The organism is Streptomyces flavotricini (assembly GCF_020639365.1).
In the GTDB taxonomy this organism is placed as follows: Bacteria; Actinomycetota; Actinomycetes; order Streptomycetales; family Streptomycetaceae; genus Streptomyces; species Streptomyces flavotricini.
The window spans coordinates 877,120-891,649 of record NZ_JAINUL010000001.1 but is presented as its reverse complement, the minus strand read 5'-3'; the positions used below and the strand labels follow the sequence as shown (position 1 = coordinate 891,649).

Here is a 14,530-nt window from a genome sequence, read left to right as displayed (position 1 = left end):
AGGAACCGGCCGGAGCCGCGGGCATCCCCTCCCGCGGCTCCGGCACCACCTGCACCACGTGAGAGCGCGTGCTCCGTCCGGATCACACCGAACGTCGTACTTGAGGCGGAGCGGACTACCGGGGGCGCGGGCGGTGGCCGCGGGGCGAAGGAGGAATTCCGGGGCCCGATTCCGGCCAGCTGGCCGGATATCGCGTGGTACGGGAGAGGGATCAGGGACGGCTCTTGCAGGGGATTCGCCGGTACCCGCCGGTGCAACAAGGTGGGTGCACCAGCGATTTCACCCGAGAGAGACGACACGCCTTCCATGAAACGCCTCGCACCGCTCCTTGCCACGGTCGGACTCGTCGCGACCTCCCTGCCCCTGCTGACGGCGCCCCAGGCGGCCGCGGCCCAGACCCCCGGCCACATGCGCCAGAAGCCGGACTGGCACCGCTGCAGTCCCGACCAGCCGGTGGCGTACGAGTGCGCGACCCTCAAGGTGCCGCTCGACTACCAGCACCCCGAGGGACGCACGCTCGATCTCGCGATATCGCGGATGAAGAGCGAGAACCCGGGCAAGCGGCGCGGAGTCCTGCTCTTCAACCCGGGCGGTCCCGGCACCCCCGGGCTGTTCCGGCCGATGGTCCTGAACACGGAGATGCCCAAGGACGTACGGGAGCAGTACGACCTCATCGGCTTCGACCCGCGCGGGGTCGGCGAGAGCAGCCCGGTCACCTGTGGCGGGCTGAGCGCGGCCGAGCGGGGGGTCGGGGGCGCGTACCACCCGGAGACCTTCGCCTCGGACGTGACCTGGGCGCGGGGCATCGCCGACAAGTGCCGGGAGAAGTCCGGCGACGTCCTCCCGCACATCACCACCCGCAACACGGCCCGCGACCTGGACGTGATCCGGGAGGCGCTCGGCGAGCGGAAGATCTCGTACCTGGGCTACTCGTACGGCACCTACCTCGGCGCGGTGTACTCCCAGATGTTCCCGCAGCGCACCGACCGCTTCGTGCTGGACAGCGGGGTGGACCCGCAGCGCGTCTGGCGCGGCATGATGCAGGTGTGGGCCACCGAGACGGAGCCCGCCTTCGCACGGTGGACGCGGTGGGCCGCGGAGCGCTCGGACCAGTACGGGCTGGGCACCACGCCCGAAGAGGTGTCCGCCACCTTCTGGGACCTGGTGGCCCGGGCCGACCGGGATCCGATCGTCCACGGCGGGGAGAAGTACACGGGTGACGGCCTCAGGGCCGACCCGTCCCTGTTCTTCTCCCCGTACGGGGCCTCGGCCGTCATCCGGTTCCTCAAGGCGCTGGCCGACACCGGACACCCGCCGGCGGGCGGCGGTACGCCGGATCTGGGGCAACTGCGGGAAGGTGCCCGCAGTTCCGGACCGAAGGTGCCCGTGCTGAACACCGCGGCGGCGGGCCCGGCGGCAGACCCGGATGACAACGGCACCGCCGCCTACTGGTCCGTCGTGTGCGGGGACACGGACGCCTGGCCCCGGGACCCCGATCAGTACGCGCGGGACGCGGTGCGGGACAAGGCGAAGTATCCGCTGTACGGGGACTTCGCGTCGAACATCAAGCCGTGCGCCTTCTGGCAGCGGCCGCTTGAGGCCCCGACGCCCATGAAGACCCGGGCCGATGTGCTGACCGTACAGAACGAGTGGGACCCGATGACCCCGCTGGCCAGCGGCCAGGGCCTGCACAAGGCGCTCAAGGGCTCGCGGATGGTGCTGGCGCTGGGCGGTGAGAAGCACGGCGTGTACCTCTCCGACCCGGCTTCCTGCGCCGACGCCACGGTCAACAAGTACCTCGCCACCGGCCGGCTGCCCGCCGCAGACGTGAGCTGCCAGAACCCGCCGCCGTCCCGGTAGGGGCGGGGCGCGCAGCCGGCGGCCCGGCTCCGGCCGGGTGAAGGCCGCCTACGGCCTCGGCCCCTCCCGGAGGCGGCCGGTCATGACCAGGCCGCCCTCCGGGGTCCGCCGCGCGAGTTCGCCGGTGCGGAAGTAACCGTCGGCGGTGAAGGAGCGTGCGTTGTGGTCGGGCGCCCGGTAGTAGCCCCGCGGGGTGTACGGGCCGCGGGCGAGGAGTTCGCCGGGCTCCCCGTCGGGTACGTCCGCGCCGTCCGCGTCGACGATGCGGACCTCGTCGTCGGGTGAGAGCGGGCGGCCCTGCGCGGTGCGCACGGTATCGTCCGGATCGGTGGGCCGGGTGAGCGTGAGCAGCCCCTCGGCCATGGCGAAGACCTGCTGGAGGCGACGGCCCCACGCGGGGCCGATCCGTTCGGCGCTGGCCCGGGGCAGGGGCGCGCGGCCGCCGACCTGCAGGAGACGCAGACTGCTCAAGTCCGCCCGGGCCGTGGGGAGTGCGTCGGTCCAGTGCCGGGCGGCGTCGGGCGTCACCGACGTGATCGTGACCCGCTCCCGTTCGACGGCCGCCAGGCAGTCATCGACGCGGTCCGGGTTCTCGACCAGGACGACGGTCCCGCCGGCGGAGAGGGTGCCGACGATGCCGGGGCAGCCGAAGGCGAGGTTGGATTCGGCGGGCAGCGCGGCGAGGTACACGTCGTTCTCGGTGAGGGACACCAGCTCGGCGGCGGCCCGTGCCTGGTAGGCGTAGTCGTCGTGCGTGCGAGGAACGAGCAGGGGCGCGCCGGTGGCGGCGTCGGAGAGGAGGAAGAGCGCCACCCGGTCGGAGCTCTGCGCGGGCGTCGGCCCGGGCGGGGAGTCCAGGGAGCCCAGCGGGAAGTAGTGGCAGCCCGCCGGATCGGTCGAGAAGCCGCCGTACGGAGACGACTCGCCCGGCGCCTCGAAGGTGAACACCCGCCGGAGGAAGGGGCCCTCGGCGGCGATGTCGGCGGCCATCGCCGTGTGGTCGAAGCCCCGGTACGTCGAGGGTCCGACGTAACCGACGGCCTCCGTGATCCGCACGATGTGGGACACCTCGGACGAGCGGTGCGAGACGGGGCAGAGCACCGGGACCGCGCCGATGCGCATCAGTGCGAACACGGTGGTGACGAACTCGGGAACGTTCGGCAGCTGGACGACGACCCGCTGCCCGGGCCGCAGGCCACGCAACCGGAGTCCGGCGGCCACACGGTCGACGCGCCGGTTCAGGCCCGCGTAGGTGGTGCGGGCGCCACCGTCGTGCACGAGTGCGGTCCGCGGTCCGTACTGCAGGGCCCAGCCGCGCAGCAGGTTGTCGAGCGTGTTGCCGCGCCAGTGCCCGGCCGCCCAGTAGCGGTCGACGAACTTCTCGGGCCAGGGTGTACAGCCGGTGAGCATGGGTGCCATTCGCTTCCTTCGGTCCCGTTCCTGGACCAAGCCAATCCGTCAACACCCCCTTGTGCAATGCGCCTTCCGCACCACGGATGCCGGCCGCGATCAGCGGAAGGTCCAATCAGGACCGGAGCCGGAAGTGTTCCCGGTGCAGACGCGTTTCATCCGTGGGGCGGGGAGCGGGGAGGCCGGGGCGCATGAAGCCCCTGCGTGCCGAACACCGCTGATCGGCATGCAGGGGCCATCACCGGTGCTCCCCACGGCGGCGAGAGCCGCTCGACCGTCACGGGGCCGGTGTGCGTGTCGGTCAGCCCGCGGTCGGCCTGGCAGGGCGACGGCATCCGGACACGGATCAGGCCGCGGTGGCCTGATGCGCCCAGTCAATCATTCAAGAGGAAAATTTGTCACTGTAGGTGGCATCCGCAAGGTCGAATGCCGCCTTCGGGTCGTGTGTGCCCGTTCTGGAGCCGGTTGCCTCCGCGGCGCCGTCAGCCGTGCAGCCGCCTCGTCCAGTCCTGCGGGACCCGGTCGGCGGGGCCGGGGGCCGGCTGGTCTGCCGGGTGGGCGGACGGCGGGGCGAGCGCGGGCCCGGACTCGTACAGGGCGTCGGTGTCGTAGTTCCAGAACCACTCCTCACCCGGCTCGAAGCTCTGCACGAGCGGATGGCCGGCGGACTTCCAGTGGGCGGTGGCGTGCTGCGCCGGCGAGGAGTCGCAGCAGCCGATGTGGCCGCACTGGGCGCAGCGGCGCAGGTGGAACCACCAGCCGCCCACCGCGTCACAGTCGACGCAGCCGGTTCCGGCGGGCGGGACGCTCGGGTCGATTCCGTTGATGTCGTCGGTCATGCCGGCTCCTCGGTGGTCGCGGTGGTCGCGGTGGTCTAAGAGGTCTCTGGGGTCTCTGGGGTCTCCCCGGTTTCCGCGGTCTCGGATTCCGGGGCGGTCAGCGGCAGCAGCACCTGGAACCGGGTGTCGCCCGGTGCGGACTCGACCTGAAGGCTGCCGTGGTGCTTGTTGACCACGATCCGCCAGGAGATGTCGAGGCCGAGACCGGTACCCTCGCCGACCGGCTTCGTGGTGAAGAAGGGGTCGAAGATGCGGCTGCGGACGTCCGCCGGGATACCGGGCCCGGTGTCGCGGAACTCCACCAGCAGCCGGTCGCCCTCGCGTGCCGTGCGGACCGTCAGCGTGCCCTCGCCGCCGGTGCTCGCGATGGCGAAGACGGCGTTGTCGATGATGTTCGTCCACACCTGGTTGAGTTCCGCCGGATAGGCGGGAACGTCCGGCAGGGAGCGGTCGTAGTCCTTGACCACCCGCACCCCCCGACCGATCTTGCCGGACAGCATCAGCAGGGTGCTGTCGAGGAGCTCGTGGACGTCGACGACCCGGTGCGGGGCGCGGTCGAGCTGCGAATACTGCTTCGCCGCGTCCACCAGGTGGGAGATGCGGGTGGTGGAGTCGTTGATCTCGTCCATCAACAGCTCGGTCTCCACCGTGTAGTTCAGCCAGCCGATGGCCCCCGGCAGGATGTCCTCGGCCACGGTCGCCGCTACCTGCTCCAGCCAGTCCGTGTCCAGCCCGGCCTGTACGAAGGTCGGCGCGATCCGCCAGCCCTCCTGGATGCCGTGGTCGTCGAGCCAGTCGGCGAGCTCGTCCTCCCGGTCGGAGGCCTCCAGAGGGCTCAACACCGGCGCCTTGGCGACCCGTTCGGCAGTGCGCTCCTGGATCTCGATGAGGTCGGCGAGCGCCTCGCGCGAGTAGGGGCCCTGGGCGATGATCGCGAGCTTGTGCCGCATCTTGCCCACCCGTTCCCGCAGCGTCGCGGTGGCCCGTACGGCCGCCGCGGCCGGGTTGTTGAGCTCGTGGGTGAGGCCGGCGGACAACGATCCCAGCGCCAGCAGCCGTTCACGCTGGCCGATGGCCCGCTGCGTGTTCCGCGAACCGAAGAACAGCCCCTCCAGCAGGTGCGCGGCCATGGGGAACCAGTCCCGCATGACGGCCGCGAACGATTCCGCGGGCAGTACGAAGAACCGCGTCGGCTCCGTCACCCGCATCGAGTTGTTGTACGTCTGCGGCACCCGGTCGCCCAGGTACGCCTGCATGGCGCCCGCGTACACGCCGCGCTGCGAGGTGCGGCTCACCTCGACGTCGTCGCCGCCGACCCGTCGGGACAGCACGACGGTGCCCTCGACCATCACGTAGAAGCAGGTGGCCGGATCGCCCTCGGTGTAGACCGGGCCGACGTCGAACCGCTCCACCCGCCCTTCGGAGCACAGCCGCCCCAGCTGCTCCGGGGAGAGCTTCTCGAACAGGAAGAGCGAGGCGATCTCCTGCGGGCTGCAGGGCATCGGCTGCCCGGTCATGACTGCTCCAGGTACCGGTGGACGAGCATCACGGCCATGGCTCCCTCTCCTACGGCGGACGCGACGCGCTTCGCGGACTGGGCGCGCGCGTCGCCCGCCACGAACACGCCGGGGATGTTGGTCTCCAAGTGGTAGGGCGGCCTGTCCAGTTCCCACTCGGCGGGCGGCCGCCCGTCCGCGGTGAGATCCGGCCCCGTCAGGATGAACCCGTGCTCGTCGCGCAGCACAGTGCCGTCCAGCCAGTCCGTGAGAGGGGCCGCGCCGATGAACACGAACATCCACTGGCAGCCGACGATTTCGGTCGCACCGCTGTCCACGTCCCGCAGGGTCAGCTGCTCCAGGTGTCCGTCGCCGTGCGCCTCCTCGACGACGGTCCGCGTCCGCACCGTGATGTTCGCCGACTCCTCGATCTGCTGGATCAGGTAGTACGACATCGACGCCTTCAAGGACTCCCCGCGCACCAGCAGCGTGACCGATTTCGCGCCGCGCGCCAGGTGCATCGCCGCCTGCCCGGCGGAGTTGGCGCCGCCCACGATGTACACGTCCTGCCCCTGACAGGCCGCCGCCTCGGTGAGCGAGGAGCCGTAATACACCCCGCAGCCGGTCAGCGAGTCGCAGCCCGGCGCGCGGAGCTGCCGGTACGAGACCCCGGTCGCCAGGATGACGCTGTGCGCGGCGACCGCCGAGCCGTCGGAGAAGCGGACGACGCGCGCCGCGCCGTTGACCTCCAGCCCCGTGACCTCGCGCGCCGTCAGGATTTCGGCGCCGAACCGGCCGGCCTGGCGGCGGGCACGGTCCGTGAGCTGTGCGCCGGAGACTCCGTCGGGGAAGCCGAGGTAGTTCTCGATGCGGGAACTCTGGCCGGCCTGCCCGCCGGTCGCGGAGCGCTCGACCAGCACGGTGCGCAGCCCCTCGGAGGCCCCGTACACCGCCGAGCCGAGCCCGGCGGGTCCGCCGCCGATGACGACGAGGTCGTAGAAGTCGGCGGCCGGGGTCGTCGCGAGCCCCACGTGGGCGGCCAGCTCGGCGGCCTCCGGCTCGATCAGCACGGTGCAGTCCGGCGTCACCACCAGCGGAAGCCGCTGCCCGTCCGCCCCGGCGGCCTCCATCAGCCGCTGCCCCTCGGGCTCGTCGGAGGAGTACCAGCGGTACGGAACCTGGTTGCGGGCCAGGAACTCCCGTACGCGCGAGGAGCCGGCCGACCAGCGGTGTCCGACCACCTTGGTGGCGGGTACCGGCCGGTAGTCGCTGGAGCGCCACGCCGTGAGGAGGTCGTCCACGACCGGATAGAGCTTCTCCTCCGGCGGGTCCCAGGGCTTGAGCAGGTAGTGGTCCAGGTCGACGACGTTGATCGCGTCGATCGCCGCGTTGGTGTCGGCGTACGCGGTCAGCAGCACGCGCCGTGCGCCCGGGTACACGGCGAGGGCCTGTTCCAGGAACTCGATGCCGTTCATCTGAGGCATGCGGTAGTCGGCGAGGATCACCGCCACCAGGTCGCCGCGCAGTTTCAGCTCGCGCAGCGCCTCCAGCGCGGACTCGCCGGACTCGGCGCGCACGATCCGGTAGTCGGCGCCGTACTGGCGCCGCAGGTCACGGGCGATGGCGCGGGAGACTCCCGGGTCGTCGTCCACGGTCAGGATGACGGTCCGCGCCGTATCGGCGGCCTGTGCCATACGTCTCCACCCCGAGTGCTCTGGGCGGGCCGCACGGCGAGCCGCCCGCGCCGGTTTCCCGCCCATCGTATGTTCGATGCCCGCCGACCGCCCCGGAACCCCGCCGAACGGGCGCTCCGGGTCCATGCCAGGTCACTCCCGGTGACCGTCCCGCGTGCGCGGGGCGGTGCGCCGGAGTCAGCGGACCGCCACCACCACGTGGCTGTTGCCGAACTGCCAGACCGTGCCGACGTGCTCGAAGCCCGCCTCGCGCAGCAGTTCGAGGTGGTCGGTGAGGGTCAGTTTGTTGCCCTCGCAGTGCGGATGGGTGAGGCGGTCGCGGGTGGCGAGGAGCGGCGCCAGTTCGGGGTCGGCCCGCACGCCCGACCACCACGACTCCCAGTCCTCGTGCGCGAGGGCCTGCTGGCGCTCGGCGCGCCGCCGGCCGATGTCCACGGCGAGCTCGTGGACCTTGGGGGAGTCGGGGTCCAGATGGTCGCCGTTGACGAGGACGCCGCCGGGACGGATCCGCTCGGCCAGCTCCTCGTAGGTGCGCCGGAGCGTTTCCTCGCCGAGGTAGTGCAGGGCCGTCGTGGAGACGGCGGCGTCCACCGGACGGCCCGGTACGAGGGCGTCGAGCCAGCCCGGTTCCCCGATGCGGGCCTGCGCGAAGCGCAGGGCCGTACCGTGGTGCGCCCGCCCCAGCTCCAGCAGCAGGGGATCGGCGTCGACGCCCACGACCTCGGCGGCGGGCATGCGCGCGGCCAGCCGGGCGGCCAGCGACCCCGGTCCGCATCCCAGGTCGAGGAGGAGGGGAGCGGTGTGCCCGCTGCCCGCCGTGACGCGCTCGACCACGTCCGAGATGACCGTGAACCGCTCCTCGCGGTCGATCGCGTAGCGCTGCTGCTGCCGCTCCCAGCGCTCCACCCAGTGGCTCGCCGCCGCCACCGTGCCCACGCCGACCGCACTGCCCACGTCCATGTCGCTGTCCGCTCGTGCTCCTGCCGTTCTCACGGCCCTGACTCCACATGAAAATCATTGCAGACTGGAGAGGGTGGCGAGCAGCCCCTCGATCTCCTCGCACGTGTTGTGGACGTGCAGGCTGACCCGCACCGAGCCGTCCGACTCGCCGGCCCCCGCCTGGCAGTGGCTGTCGGAGCGCACCATGAACCCGTGGCCGTAGAGGACGAACCCGAGATCGCGCGAGGGGATCTCGCGATGCCGGAACGTCACGATGCTCCGGCGCCGCTGCACCTCGGATCCGGCCGCCAGGCTGGAGCGGCAGCCGAGCACCTCGTACGCGTCCAGGCGGCTCAGGCCGTCCGTCAGCCGGGCCGCCAGCGCCACCGTCCACGCCTCGATCCGGTCCGTACCGGCCGCGTCCAGCCAGTCGAGGGCGGCGGCAAGGCTCGCGATGCCGACGGTGTTCGGGGTGCCGGCCCAGCCGCCCGGCCGGAATGGCGGCACCCCGGGCCGGCCGCGGGCCCACACCGCCCCCGTACCCGGCAGCGCCATGGACTTGTGTCCGGAGAACACCACGAAGTCCACGTCGAGTTCGGCCACGGAGAACGGCAGGTGCCCGATGCTCTGCGCGGCGTCGAGGCAGATCGGGACGGACGGCCCGACCACCCGGCGGATCCGGTGCACGTTCATGTCGACGCCGTACACGTGGTGCACGTGGGTGGCTGCCACGAAACGGGTGCGCGGGCCCACCGAGGCGGCGAGCGCCGCCGGATCGTAGTCGCCGGAGCTCTCCTGGTACGGCAGCCCGCGCACCCGGATCCCGACGCCTTGGCGCGACAGCAGCTCCCGTACCTCCAGCCACGGCGCGAGGTTCGCCTCGTGGTCGGCGAACGGGACGATGACCTCGTCCCCGTCGGTGAGCCGCTGCGCCAGCCAGTCCCGGGCCACGGTGCGCAGGCCGTCGGAAGCCCCGCTGGTGAAGTGCACGCAGGAGCGGTCCGGATCGGGATCGCCCAGGAACTCCTTGACCCGGTCGCGGGCCCGCTCCACCGTCGCCGTCGTGGCGTTGGCCCAGGGGTACGAGCCGCGGCCCGCGTTGGCGTTGGAGGTGGTCAGGTACCGCTGTACGGCCTCCAGTACGGCCTGCGGCTTCTGTGCGGTGGCCGCGCTGTCCAGGTACGCGAGCCCGGGGTTCGCCACGACGATCGGGAACTGGGCGCGCAACGGGCGCTGCCAGGCGCGTAGTTCCGCCAGGGCATCGGCGATGCCGGCCGGCTCGGCCGCCCCGGCCACGTCAGTCACGCACCAGCGGCGCGCCCGCGTCCCGCCAGGCGATGATCCCGCCCGCGAGGCTGCGTACGTCGGGATGCCCCATCCGGGTCAGCAGCGCGGCGTAGCGCGCCGACTGCTCGCCCACCGGGCACGCCAGCAGCACGGGCTGCCGCTTGCCGAACGGGAGCCCGCCCCGCACCAGTTCGTCGAAGAGCTCGTCCACGATGTTCACCGATCCGTCGATGTGCAGCGCGGCGTACGCGAAGGAGCTGCGCAGATCGATCACCAGCGGCCGCTCCGCCGCGATCCACTTCCGGGCGTCGGCCACCTCGATGACCTGCGCGGCCCGCACCTCGGCATCGCTCAGCGCGGCCACGGAGTTCCGTGCGGGTGGACGGCGCATCAGCTCCGGGCGGCGCTGTTTGACGTAGCCGAGGTAGCTCTCCACCCGGTCGCAGACGATGAAGACCGCGGTCCTGCGCACCGGCCCCGTCAACTCCGCGTCAAGTGACTGCAGATGGCGCACGGCGCCGTGGTAGGCGGCGCCGCCCGTGGGGCCGGCGAGGATCCCGCAGCGCCGGACCAGGGTGAGCATGCCGTCGATCGCGTCGTCGGCACCGACCGACTCGATCGTGTCGTACGTGGCCGGGTCGAAGAGGCCGACCTCGTGGACCTCGTCGATGTTGCGGATGCCGGGGATGAAGTCCGACTTCTCGCCCACCAGTCCGATCACCCGTACCGCAGGATCGTGCGCGCGCAGCGCCCGGGCCACGCCCGTCGAGGAGCCGGCCGTTCCGACGCAGGCGAGGAACCAGTCCGGGGCCCGGCCGTCCAGGTCCGCCACGATCTCCGGACCCGTGCCCGTCGCGTGCGCCTCGGTGTTGAGCGCGTTGAAGTACTGATCGGTGTGCAGGTGGGCGCCGCCGGACTCGTTCAGCCGCTGGTGGAAGAGGGTCAGCGGGTCCTCGGTGTCCGTCGGGTCCAGGCATTCGCTGCGACCCGGCAGCTCCTCGATCTCGGCGCCCAGCAGCAGGAGCAGGTCCTTGACCTCCGCGATGCGCATCCGGTTGGTGACGCTCTTGAACGGCAGCCCGTGCATGCCCGCGATCACCGCCAGGGCCTTGGCGGTGTTGCCACTGGACAGCTCGACGACGGTCTCGCCGCGCTCCCCGGCGCCGGGCAGTGCGGCCCGGGCCATGTTCCAGGCGGCCCGGTCCTTGACCGAGCCGAACGGGTTGAGCATCTCCAGTTTCGCGTAGAGATCGATGTGACGCAGGCCGTGTACGGCCGGATCGATGCGGACCAGCGGGGTGTTGCCGATGGCCTCGGTGATGCTGTCGTACCTCATGCCTGTCCCCCCGAATCGGATGTCGGCCCGTACTCCTCGATCGGCCAGTACTCCTCGTCCAGACACCAGCGCCAGGAGCCACCGGTGTGACGGACCGCCACCGTGCGCGCCAACGGCTGCTGTTGTGCGTGCGTCGCGCCGAAGTCCATGCAGTAGCCGGCGGTGTTGGCGAAACCGAGCAGATCGCCCACACGCGGCAGCCGCGGCAGGAACACCGTTCTGCGTGTGATCAGGTCGGCTTCCAGACACAGGTTGCCCATCAGGTGGACGCCGACCGGCTCCGGCGGGCCGGCGGGTCCGCCCTCGCGGGACACCAGTACGGGGTCCACGAGGATCCCGTGGTCCTCCAGGGCGACGTCGTTCGCGTTCATGGCCAGGCGTACGAGTGCGGGGCCCGCGTCCGTACGGCGCACCTCCAGCACCCGTGCCAGGGTGAGGCCGCACTGGTCGGCCAGGGCCCGGCCCGGCTCGGTGTACAGGTCGTAGAGGCTCTCCAGCAGCAGGGTGCCCAGGGCCCGGCCCAGGGTGGGGGCGGGCTGCGACAGGAGCGCGTCGAGATAGCCCGCGCCGGCGACCGGGCGGTGGGCGGGGTACAGGCTCAGGGCGCCGCGCAGCGTACCGCCCTCGGCGTGCAGACCGTACCCGTGGCCGCCCCGGGTCAGCGGCGGGCGCCGGCCCATGACGGCCGCCGCGAGCTCGCTCGTGTAGCGGTCCCACTGGGCGGCGTGGGCGAGGTAGCTGACGCCGAAGCCGCCGCCGATGTCGACCACGCGGGGCTGGAATCCCCGTAATCGCAGGTCGTCCATGGCCCGCAGGCAGCCTTCGAGGGCGATGGCCTTCTCGTCCGCGCTCGTGGTGTCGAGGTGGTACGCGACGCCGATCGGATCGACGCGGTCCCGGTGGCGGTCGAGGAGGTCCAGCAGGGGCCCCAGGGCTTTTACGGACGTACCGAACCGGCTCCGGCGGGAGAGCATCCTGGGCCCCGAGGTCTCGAACTCGCACAGTCGCAGCAGGACCTTCGGGCGGGGCAGGCCGTGACGGCGCACGAGGTCTGCCAGCGCCTCCAACTCGCCCGGACCGTCCGCGTTCACGGTGGCCCCCGACCGCGCGGCGAGCCACAGGAACGCCGGGTCCTTGGGGCCGGTCGCCATGATGCGGTCCGCGGTGAAACCGGCGCCGAGGGCGCGGCGGAGCTCGCCGACGGAGGCCACGTCCACGGCCGCGTCCGCCGTGGTGAGCCGCCGTACGAGGGACCGGGAACGGTTGGCCTTGTGGGCGAAGAAGACCTGCCCGCCGAGCCGGTGGCGGCGGTAGACGGAGCGGAAGCCCTCGGCGTTCTCCGCCGCCTGGTCGGGCAGGAGCACGTTGAGGGGCGAGCCGAGGGCGTCCGCGAGCATGTGCAGGAACGGGGGCGAACCGAGCAGCGCGGCGAGGCGTGGCGCCAGCCTCGGTTCCAAGTACAGGGGGCCGGTGTCCATCCCAGCTGCTCCTCCCGCGCGCCGATCGTACGACGATATCCCTCGCGGCCCTGTTCATGCCCTGTTGATCCCATGTGGACGCGTGTGGCCGGGAGATGGCCGAAACGCGACGGGGACGGGACGGCAACGCGTGCGACCGACGGGGCTCAGGGTGCTCACAGGGGCAGGTACATGAGGACCTCGTCGCGGTCGTCGCCGGGTGCGACCCGCAGGCCGCCGGGCCAGCGCCCGATCTCCCGCCAGCCCAGACGGCCGTAGAACTCCTCGAGCCCCAGCCCGGCCCGGACGGCGATGTGCAGCTGCTCCAGTCCCATTTCCTGCCGGGCGAGTTCGCCGACCCGGCGCATCAGCGCCGTGCCGACGCCGCGGCCCCTGAAGTCGGGGTGGGTCATGACGTGGTTGACGGCGCCGCAGTGCGCGACGAGGGGATGCGGGTCACGGCGCAGGATCAGCCAACCGGCGAGCTGTCCGCCGGCCGTGGCGATCAGCATCCGGGCGCGGCGCGGATCGAGCGCGCCGACGAGCCGCCCCAGGGCCGGGTCGGCCTGGTCGTTGCGCACCGGCGGCATGGGGAGCCCGCGGGGGATGACGGCGCCCCCGGCGTTGATGACCCGTACCCAGCAGTCGACGAGCTGGTCCCGCAGCTCGGCGGAAAGCTCCCGCGGGCGGGTGATCTGCGCGAAATCGAGTGGTTGCGGCGCGGTCATGGAGCGCAGCTTGCCAGACGCGGCGTCGACGCGTGCCCCGGCCGGGCGACAGCCGGCCGGGGGCGGGCCCGCCGTGGCCGTCGGCGCTCAGTCCGCGGGCGCCGCGCTCGGTCGGCCGAAGTGGCGCGCGGTGGGCACCAGCGCCGCCGCTGCCGGTACGAGGAAGCAGGCGGCGGCGCAGGCGCCGAGTACGGCCGTGACCCCGAAGGCGTCGATGGCGGGGGCGATCAGCGCGAGCCCGACGGGCGCCAGGCCGTACGACACCAGGAAGTCCAGCGAGGAGACGCGGGCCAGCTTGTCCGGGGCCACCTCGCGCTGGGTGGCGGTGAACCACGGCACGTTGAACAGCTCGATGCCGATTCCGGCCACGGCGTAGGCGGCGACGACCACCAGCGGGTGGGCCGGGAGCATCAGGCTCAGCGGGGCGAGCCCGTACGCCGCCAGCCCGGCGAAAGCGGCCCGGCCGGGGGAGCGCGGCCGCCACCGGGCGATGACGAGGGCCCCGCCGAGCGCGCCGACGGTGTACGCGGTCACGGCGGCGGCCAGCACCCACTCCGTGCCGTACCGGTCCCGGCTGATCAGCGGCAGCGCGACGCTGGTGGCGGAGTAGCCGAGGGTGATGACGGCGGCCAGGGCGGCGAGTCCGGCGAGGAACCACGGGTGACGGCGCGCCTCGCGCATGCCCTCCAGGAATTCCGTACGGAAGCCCGCGCGCGGGGCGGGCGGCGCGGCGAAGTCCCCGCCGGTGGTGGTGGCGCCGCCCCGGCCGGGCACCAGGGCGGCGACCAGCCAGAGCGCGCCGATGCCGAGCAGCAGTGCCCCGACGTCGAGGAAGGCCGCGAGCAGGGCGGTCAGGGCGGGTCCGGCGAGCGTGGAGCCGCGGACCGCCATCGTCATGGCGGCGTTGGCCTGCTGACGGCGCCCGGGCTCGACGGTCTCGGCGGTGAGGGCCTGGAACGCCGGGCGGCAGGCGCCCTGTCCGGCCCCGGCGAGGGCCGCGGCGGCCGTCATCAGCACGAGTGAGCGGCCGAGGCCCGCGGCGAGCAGGGGTGCGGCGGCGGCCGCCGCCAGGGCGGACCAGAGGACCACCGCGCGGCGGGAGTGCCGGTCGGCCAGTACGCCGCCGACGCCGACCGCGGCGAGGAAGCCGGCGGTGCGGGCGGCGAGCACCAGGCCGAGGCCGGCGGCTCCGAGATCGCGGTGGAGCACGGCGAGCCCGAGGACGAAGGGCAGGGCCCAGGTCGCGAGCCCGGAGGCCGTGGTGCCCGCCCACAGGCGCAGGAAGGCGGGGTCGCGCAGGACCGAACGCGGAGGCGGGGCAACGGTCTTGGCCGCGGCCGGCGTGGGTGTGGTCGCCACGTCTGGGGGCTCCTTCGGGGGTGGGGGAGCGGCTCGGTGAGCCACCCCGTTGGCGTTAATGAAAATGAATACCATTACAGTACTCTTCGAACGCGGCACGTCCGCGCCCGCCTCCCCTTCCGACA

11 protein-coding genes are annotated in these 14,530 nt (G+C 72.6%); 1 reads left to right on the top strand and 10 read right to left on the bottom strand.

Features of this window, described 5'->3' with window-relative positions; all coding sequences use genetic code 11:
• Positions 1-306 precede the first annotated feature (306 nt).
• Positions 307-1,860: an alpha/beta hydrolase gene (locus K7B10_RS04355; protein WP_229334610.1), complete on the top strand. Its 1,554-nt coding sequence runs from the start codon at positions 307-309 to the stop codon at positions 1,858-1,860.
• Between the two features lie 48 nt (positions 1,861-1,908).
• Here K7B10_RS04355 and K7B10_RS04350 read toward each other — a convergent pair whose 3' ends face one another.
• From K7B10_RS04350 to K7B10_RS04305, 10 genes are all read right to left on the bottom strand, one after another.
• A complete protein-coding gene (locus K7B10_RS04350) occupies positions 1,909-3,279 on the bottom strand; it encodes a (2,3-dihydroxybenzoyl)adenylate synthase (RefSeq protein ID WP_229334609.1) in 1,371 nt (456 codons plus the stop codon).
• 473 nt (positions 3,280-3,752) lie between these two features.
• The gene (locus K7B10_RS04345) at positions 3,753-4,109 is read right to left on the bottom strand and encodes a UBP-type zinc finger domain-containing protein (RefSeq protein ID WP_229334608.1); all 357 of its coding nucleotides are present in this window, start codon (positions 4,107-4,109) and stop codon (positions 3,753-3,755) included.
• A 35-nt stretch (positions 4,110-4,144) separates the two neighbouring features.
• Positions 4,145-5,626: an ATP-binding protein gene (locus K7B10_RS04340; RefSeq protein ID WP_229334607.1), complete on the bottom strand. Its 1,482-nt coding sequence runs from the start codon at positions 5,624-5,626 to the stop codon at positions 4,145-4,147.
• Positions 5,623-7,299 carry an NAD(P)/FAD-dependent oxidoreductase gene (locus tag K7B10_RS04335; protein WP_229334606.1) on the bottom strand — a complete coding sequence of 559 codons (1,677 nt, stop codon included), beginning with the start codon at positions 7,297-7,299 and terminating at the stop codon, positions 5,623-5,625. The genes K7B10_RS04340 and K7B10_RS04335 overlap by 4 nt, the downstream gene beginning before the upstream one ends.
• 177 nt (positions 7,300-7,476) lie before the next feature.
• Entirely contained in the window at positions 7,477-8,259 is a 783-nt protein-coding gene (locus tag K7B10_RS04330) for a class I SAM-dependent methyltransferase (protein WP_229344763.1), read from the bottom strand.
• Positions 8,260-8,313: 54 nt separating this feature from the next.
• Positions 8,314-9,543 (bottom strand): aminotransferase class V-fold PLP-dependent enzyme, encoded by a 1,230-nt coding sequence (locus K7B10_RS04325; RefSeq protein ID WP_372481366.1) that lies wholly within the window; start codon positions 9,541-9,543, stop codon positions 8,314-8,316.
• Positions 9,536-10,861 carry a pyridoxal-phosphate dependent enzyme gene (locus K7B10_RS04320; protein ID WP_229334605.1) on the bottom strand — a complete coding sequence of 442 codons (1,326 nt, stop codon included), beginning with the start codon at positions 10,859-10,861 and terminating at the stop codon, positions 9,536-9,538. The genes K7B10_RS04325 and K7B10_RS04320 overlap by 8 nt, the downstream gene beginning before the upstream one ends.
• Positions 10,858-12,339, bottom strand: a complete 1,482-nt coding sequence (locus K7B10_RS04315; protein ID WP_229334604.1) for a Y4yA family PLP-dependent enzyme — start codon at positions 12,337-12,339, stop codon at positions 10,858-10,860. Before K7B10_RS04315 ends, K7B10_RS04320 begins: the two co-directional genes overlap by 4 nt.
• A 155-nt stretch (positions 12,340-12,494) precedes the next feature.
• Complete coding sequence (locus tag K7B10_RS04310; protein ID WP_229334603.1) at positions 12,495-13,046, bottom strand: GNAT family N-acetyltransferase; 552 nt, start codon at positions 13,044-13,046, stop codon at positions 12,495-12,497.
• An 87-nt stretch (positions 13,047-13,133) separates the two neighbouring features.
• Positions 13,134-14,405: an MFS transporter gene (locus tag K7B10_RS04305; protein ID WP_229334602.1), complete on the bottom strand. Its 1,272-nt coding sequence runs from the start codon at positions 14,403-14,405 to the stop codon at positions 13,134-13,136.
• Positions 14,406-14,530: the final 125 nt, after the last annotated feature.

Excerpts from the sequence above, each read along its gene's own strand:
- K7B10_RS04355 (WP_229334610.1), top strand. The coding sequence starts at position 307 with ATGAAACGCCTCGCACCGCTCCTTGCCACGGTCGGACTCGTCGCGACC.
- K7B10_RS04330 (WP_229344763.1), bottom strand. The coding sequence starts at position 8,259 with ATGGACGTGGGCAGTGCGGTCGGCGTGGGCACGGTGGCGGCGGCGAGC.
- K7B10_RS04315 (WP_229334604.1), bottom strand. The coding sequence starts at position 12,339 with ATGGACACCGGCCCCCTGTACTTGGAACCGAGGCTGGCGCCACGCCTC.
- K7B10_RS04350 (WP_229334609.1), bottom strand. The coding sequence starts at position 3,279 with ATGGCACCCATGCTCACCGGCTGTACACCCTGGCCCGAGAAGTTCGTC.
- K7B10_RS04310 (WP_229334603.1), bottom strand. The coding sequence starts at position 13,046 with ATGACCGCGCCGCAACCACTCGATTTCGCGCAGATCACCCGCCCGCGG.
- K7B10_RS04345 (WP_229334608.1), bottom strand. The coding sequence starts at position 4,109 with ATGACCGACGACATCAACGGAATCGACCCGAGCGTCCCGCCCGCCGGA.
- K7B10_RS04335 (WP_229334606.1), bottom strand. The coding sequence starts at position 7,299 with ATGGCACAGGCCGCCGATACGGCGCGGACCGTCATCCTGACCGTGGAC.
- K7B10_RS04320 (WP_229334605.1), bottom strand. The coding sequence starts at position 10,861 with ATGAGGTACGACAGCATCACCGAGGCCATCGGCAACACCCCGCTGGTC.
- K7B10_RS04340 (WP_229334607.1), bottom strand. The coding sequence starts at position 5,626 with ATGACCGGGCAGCCGATGCCCTGCAGCCCGCAGGAGATCGCCTCGCTC.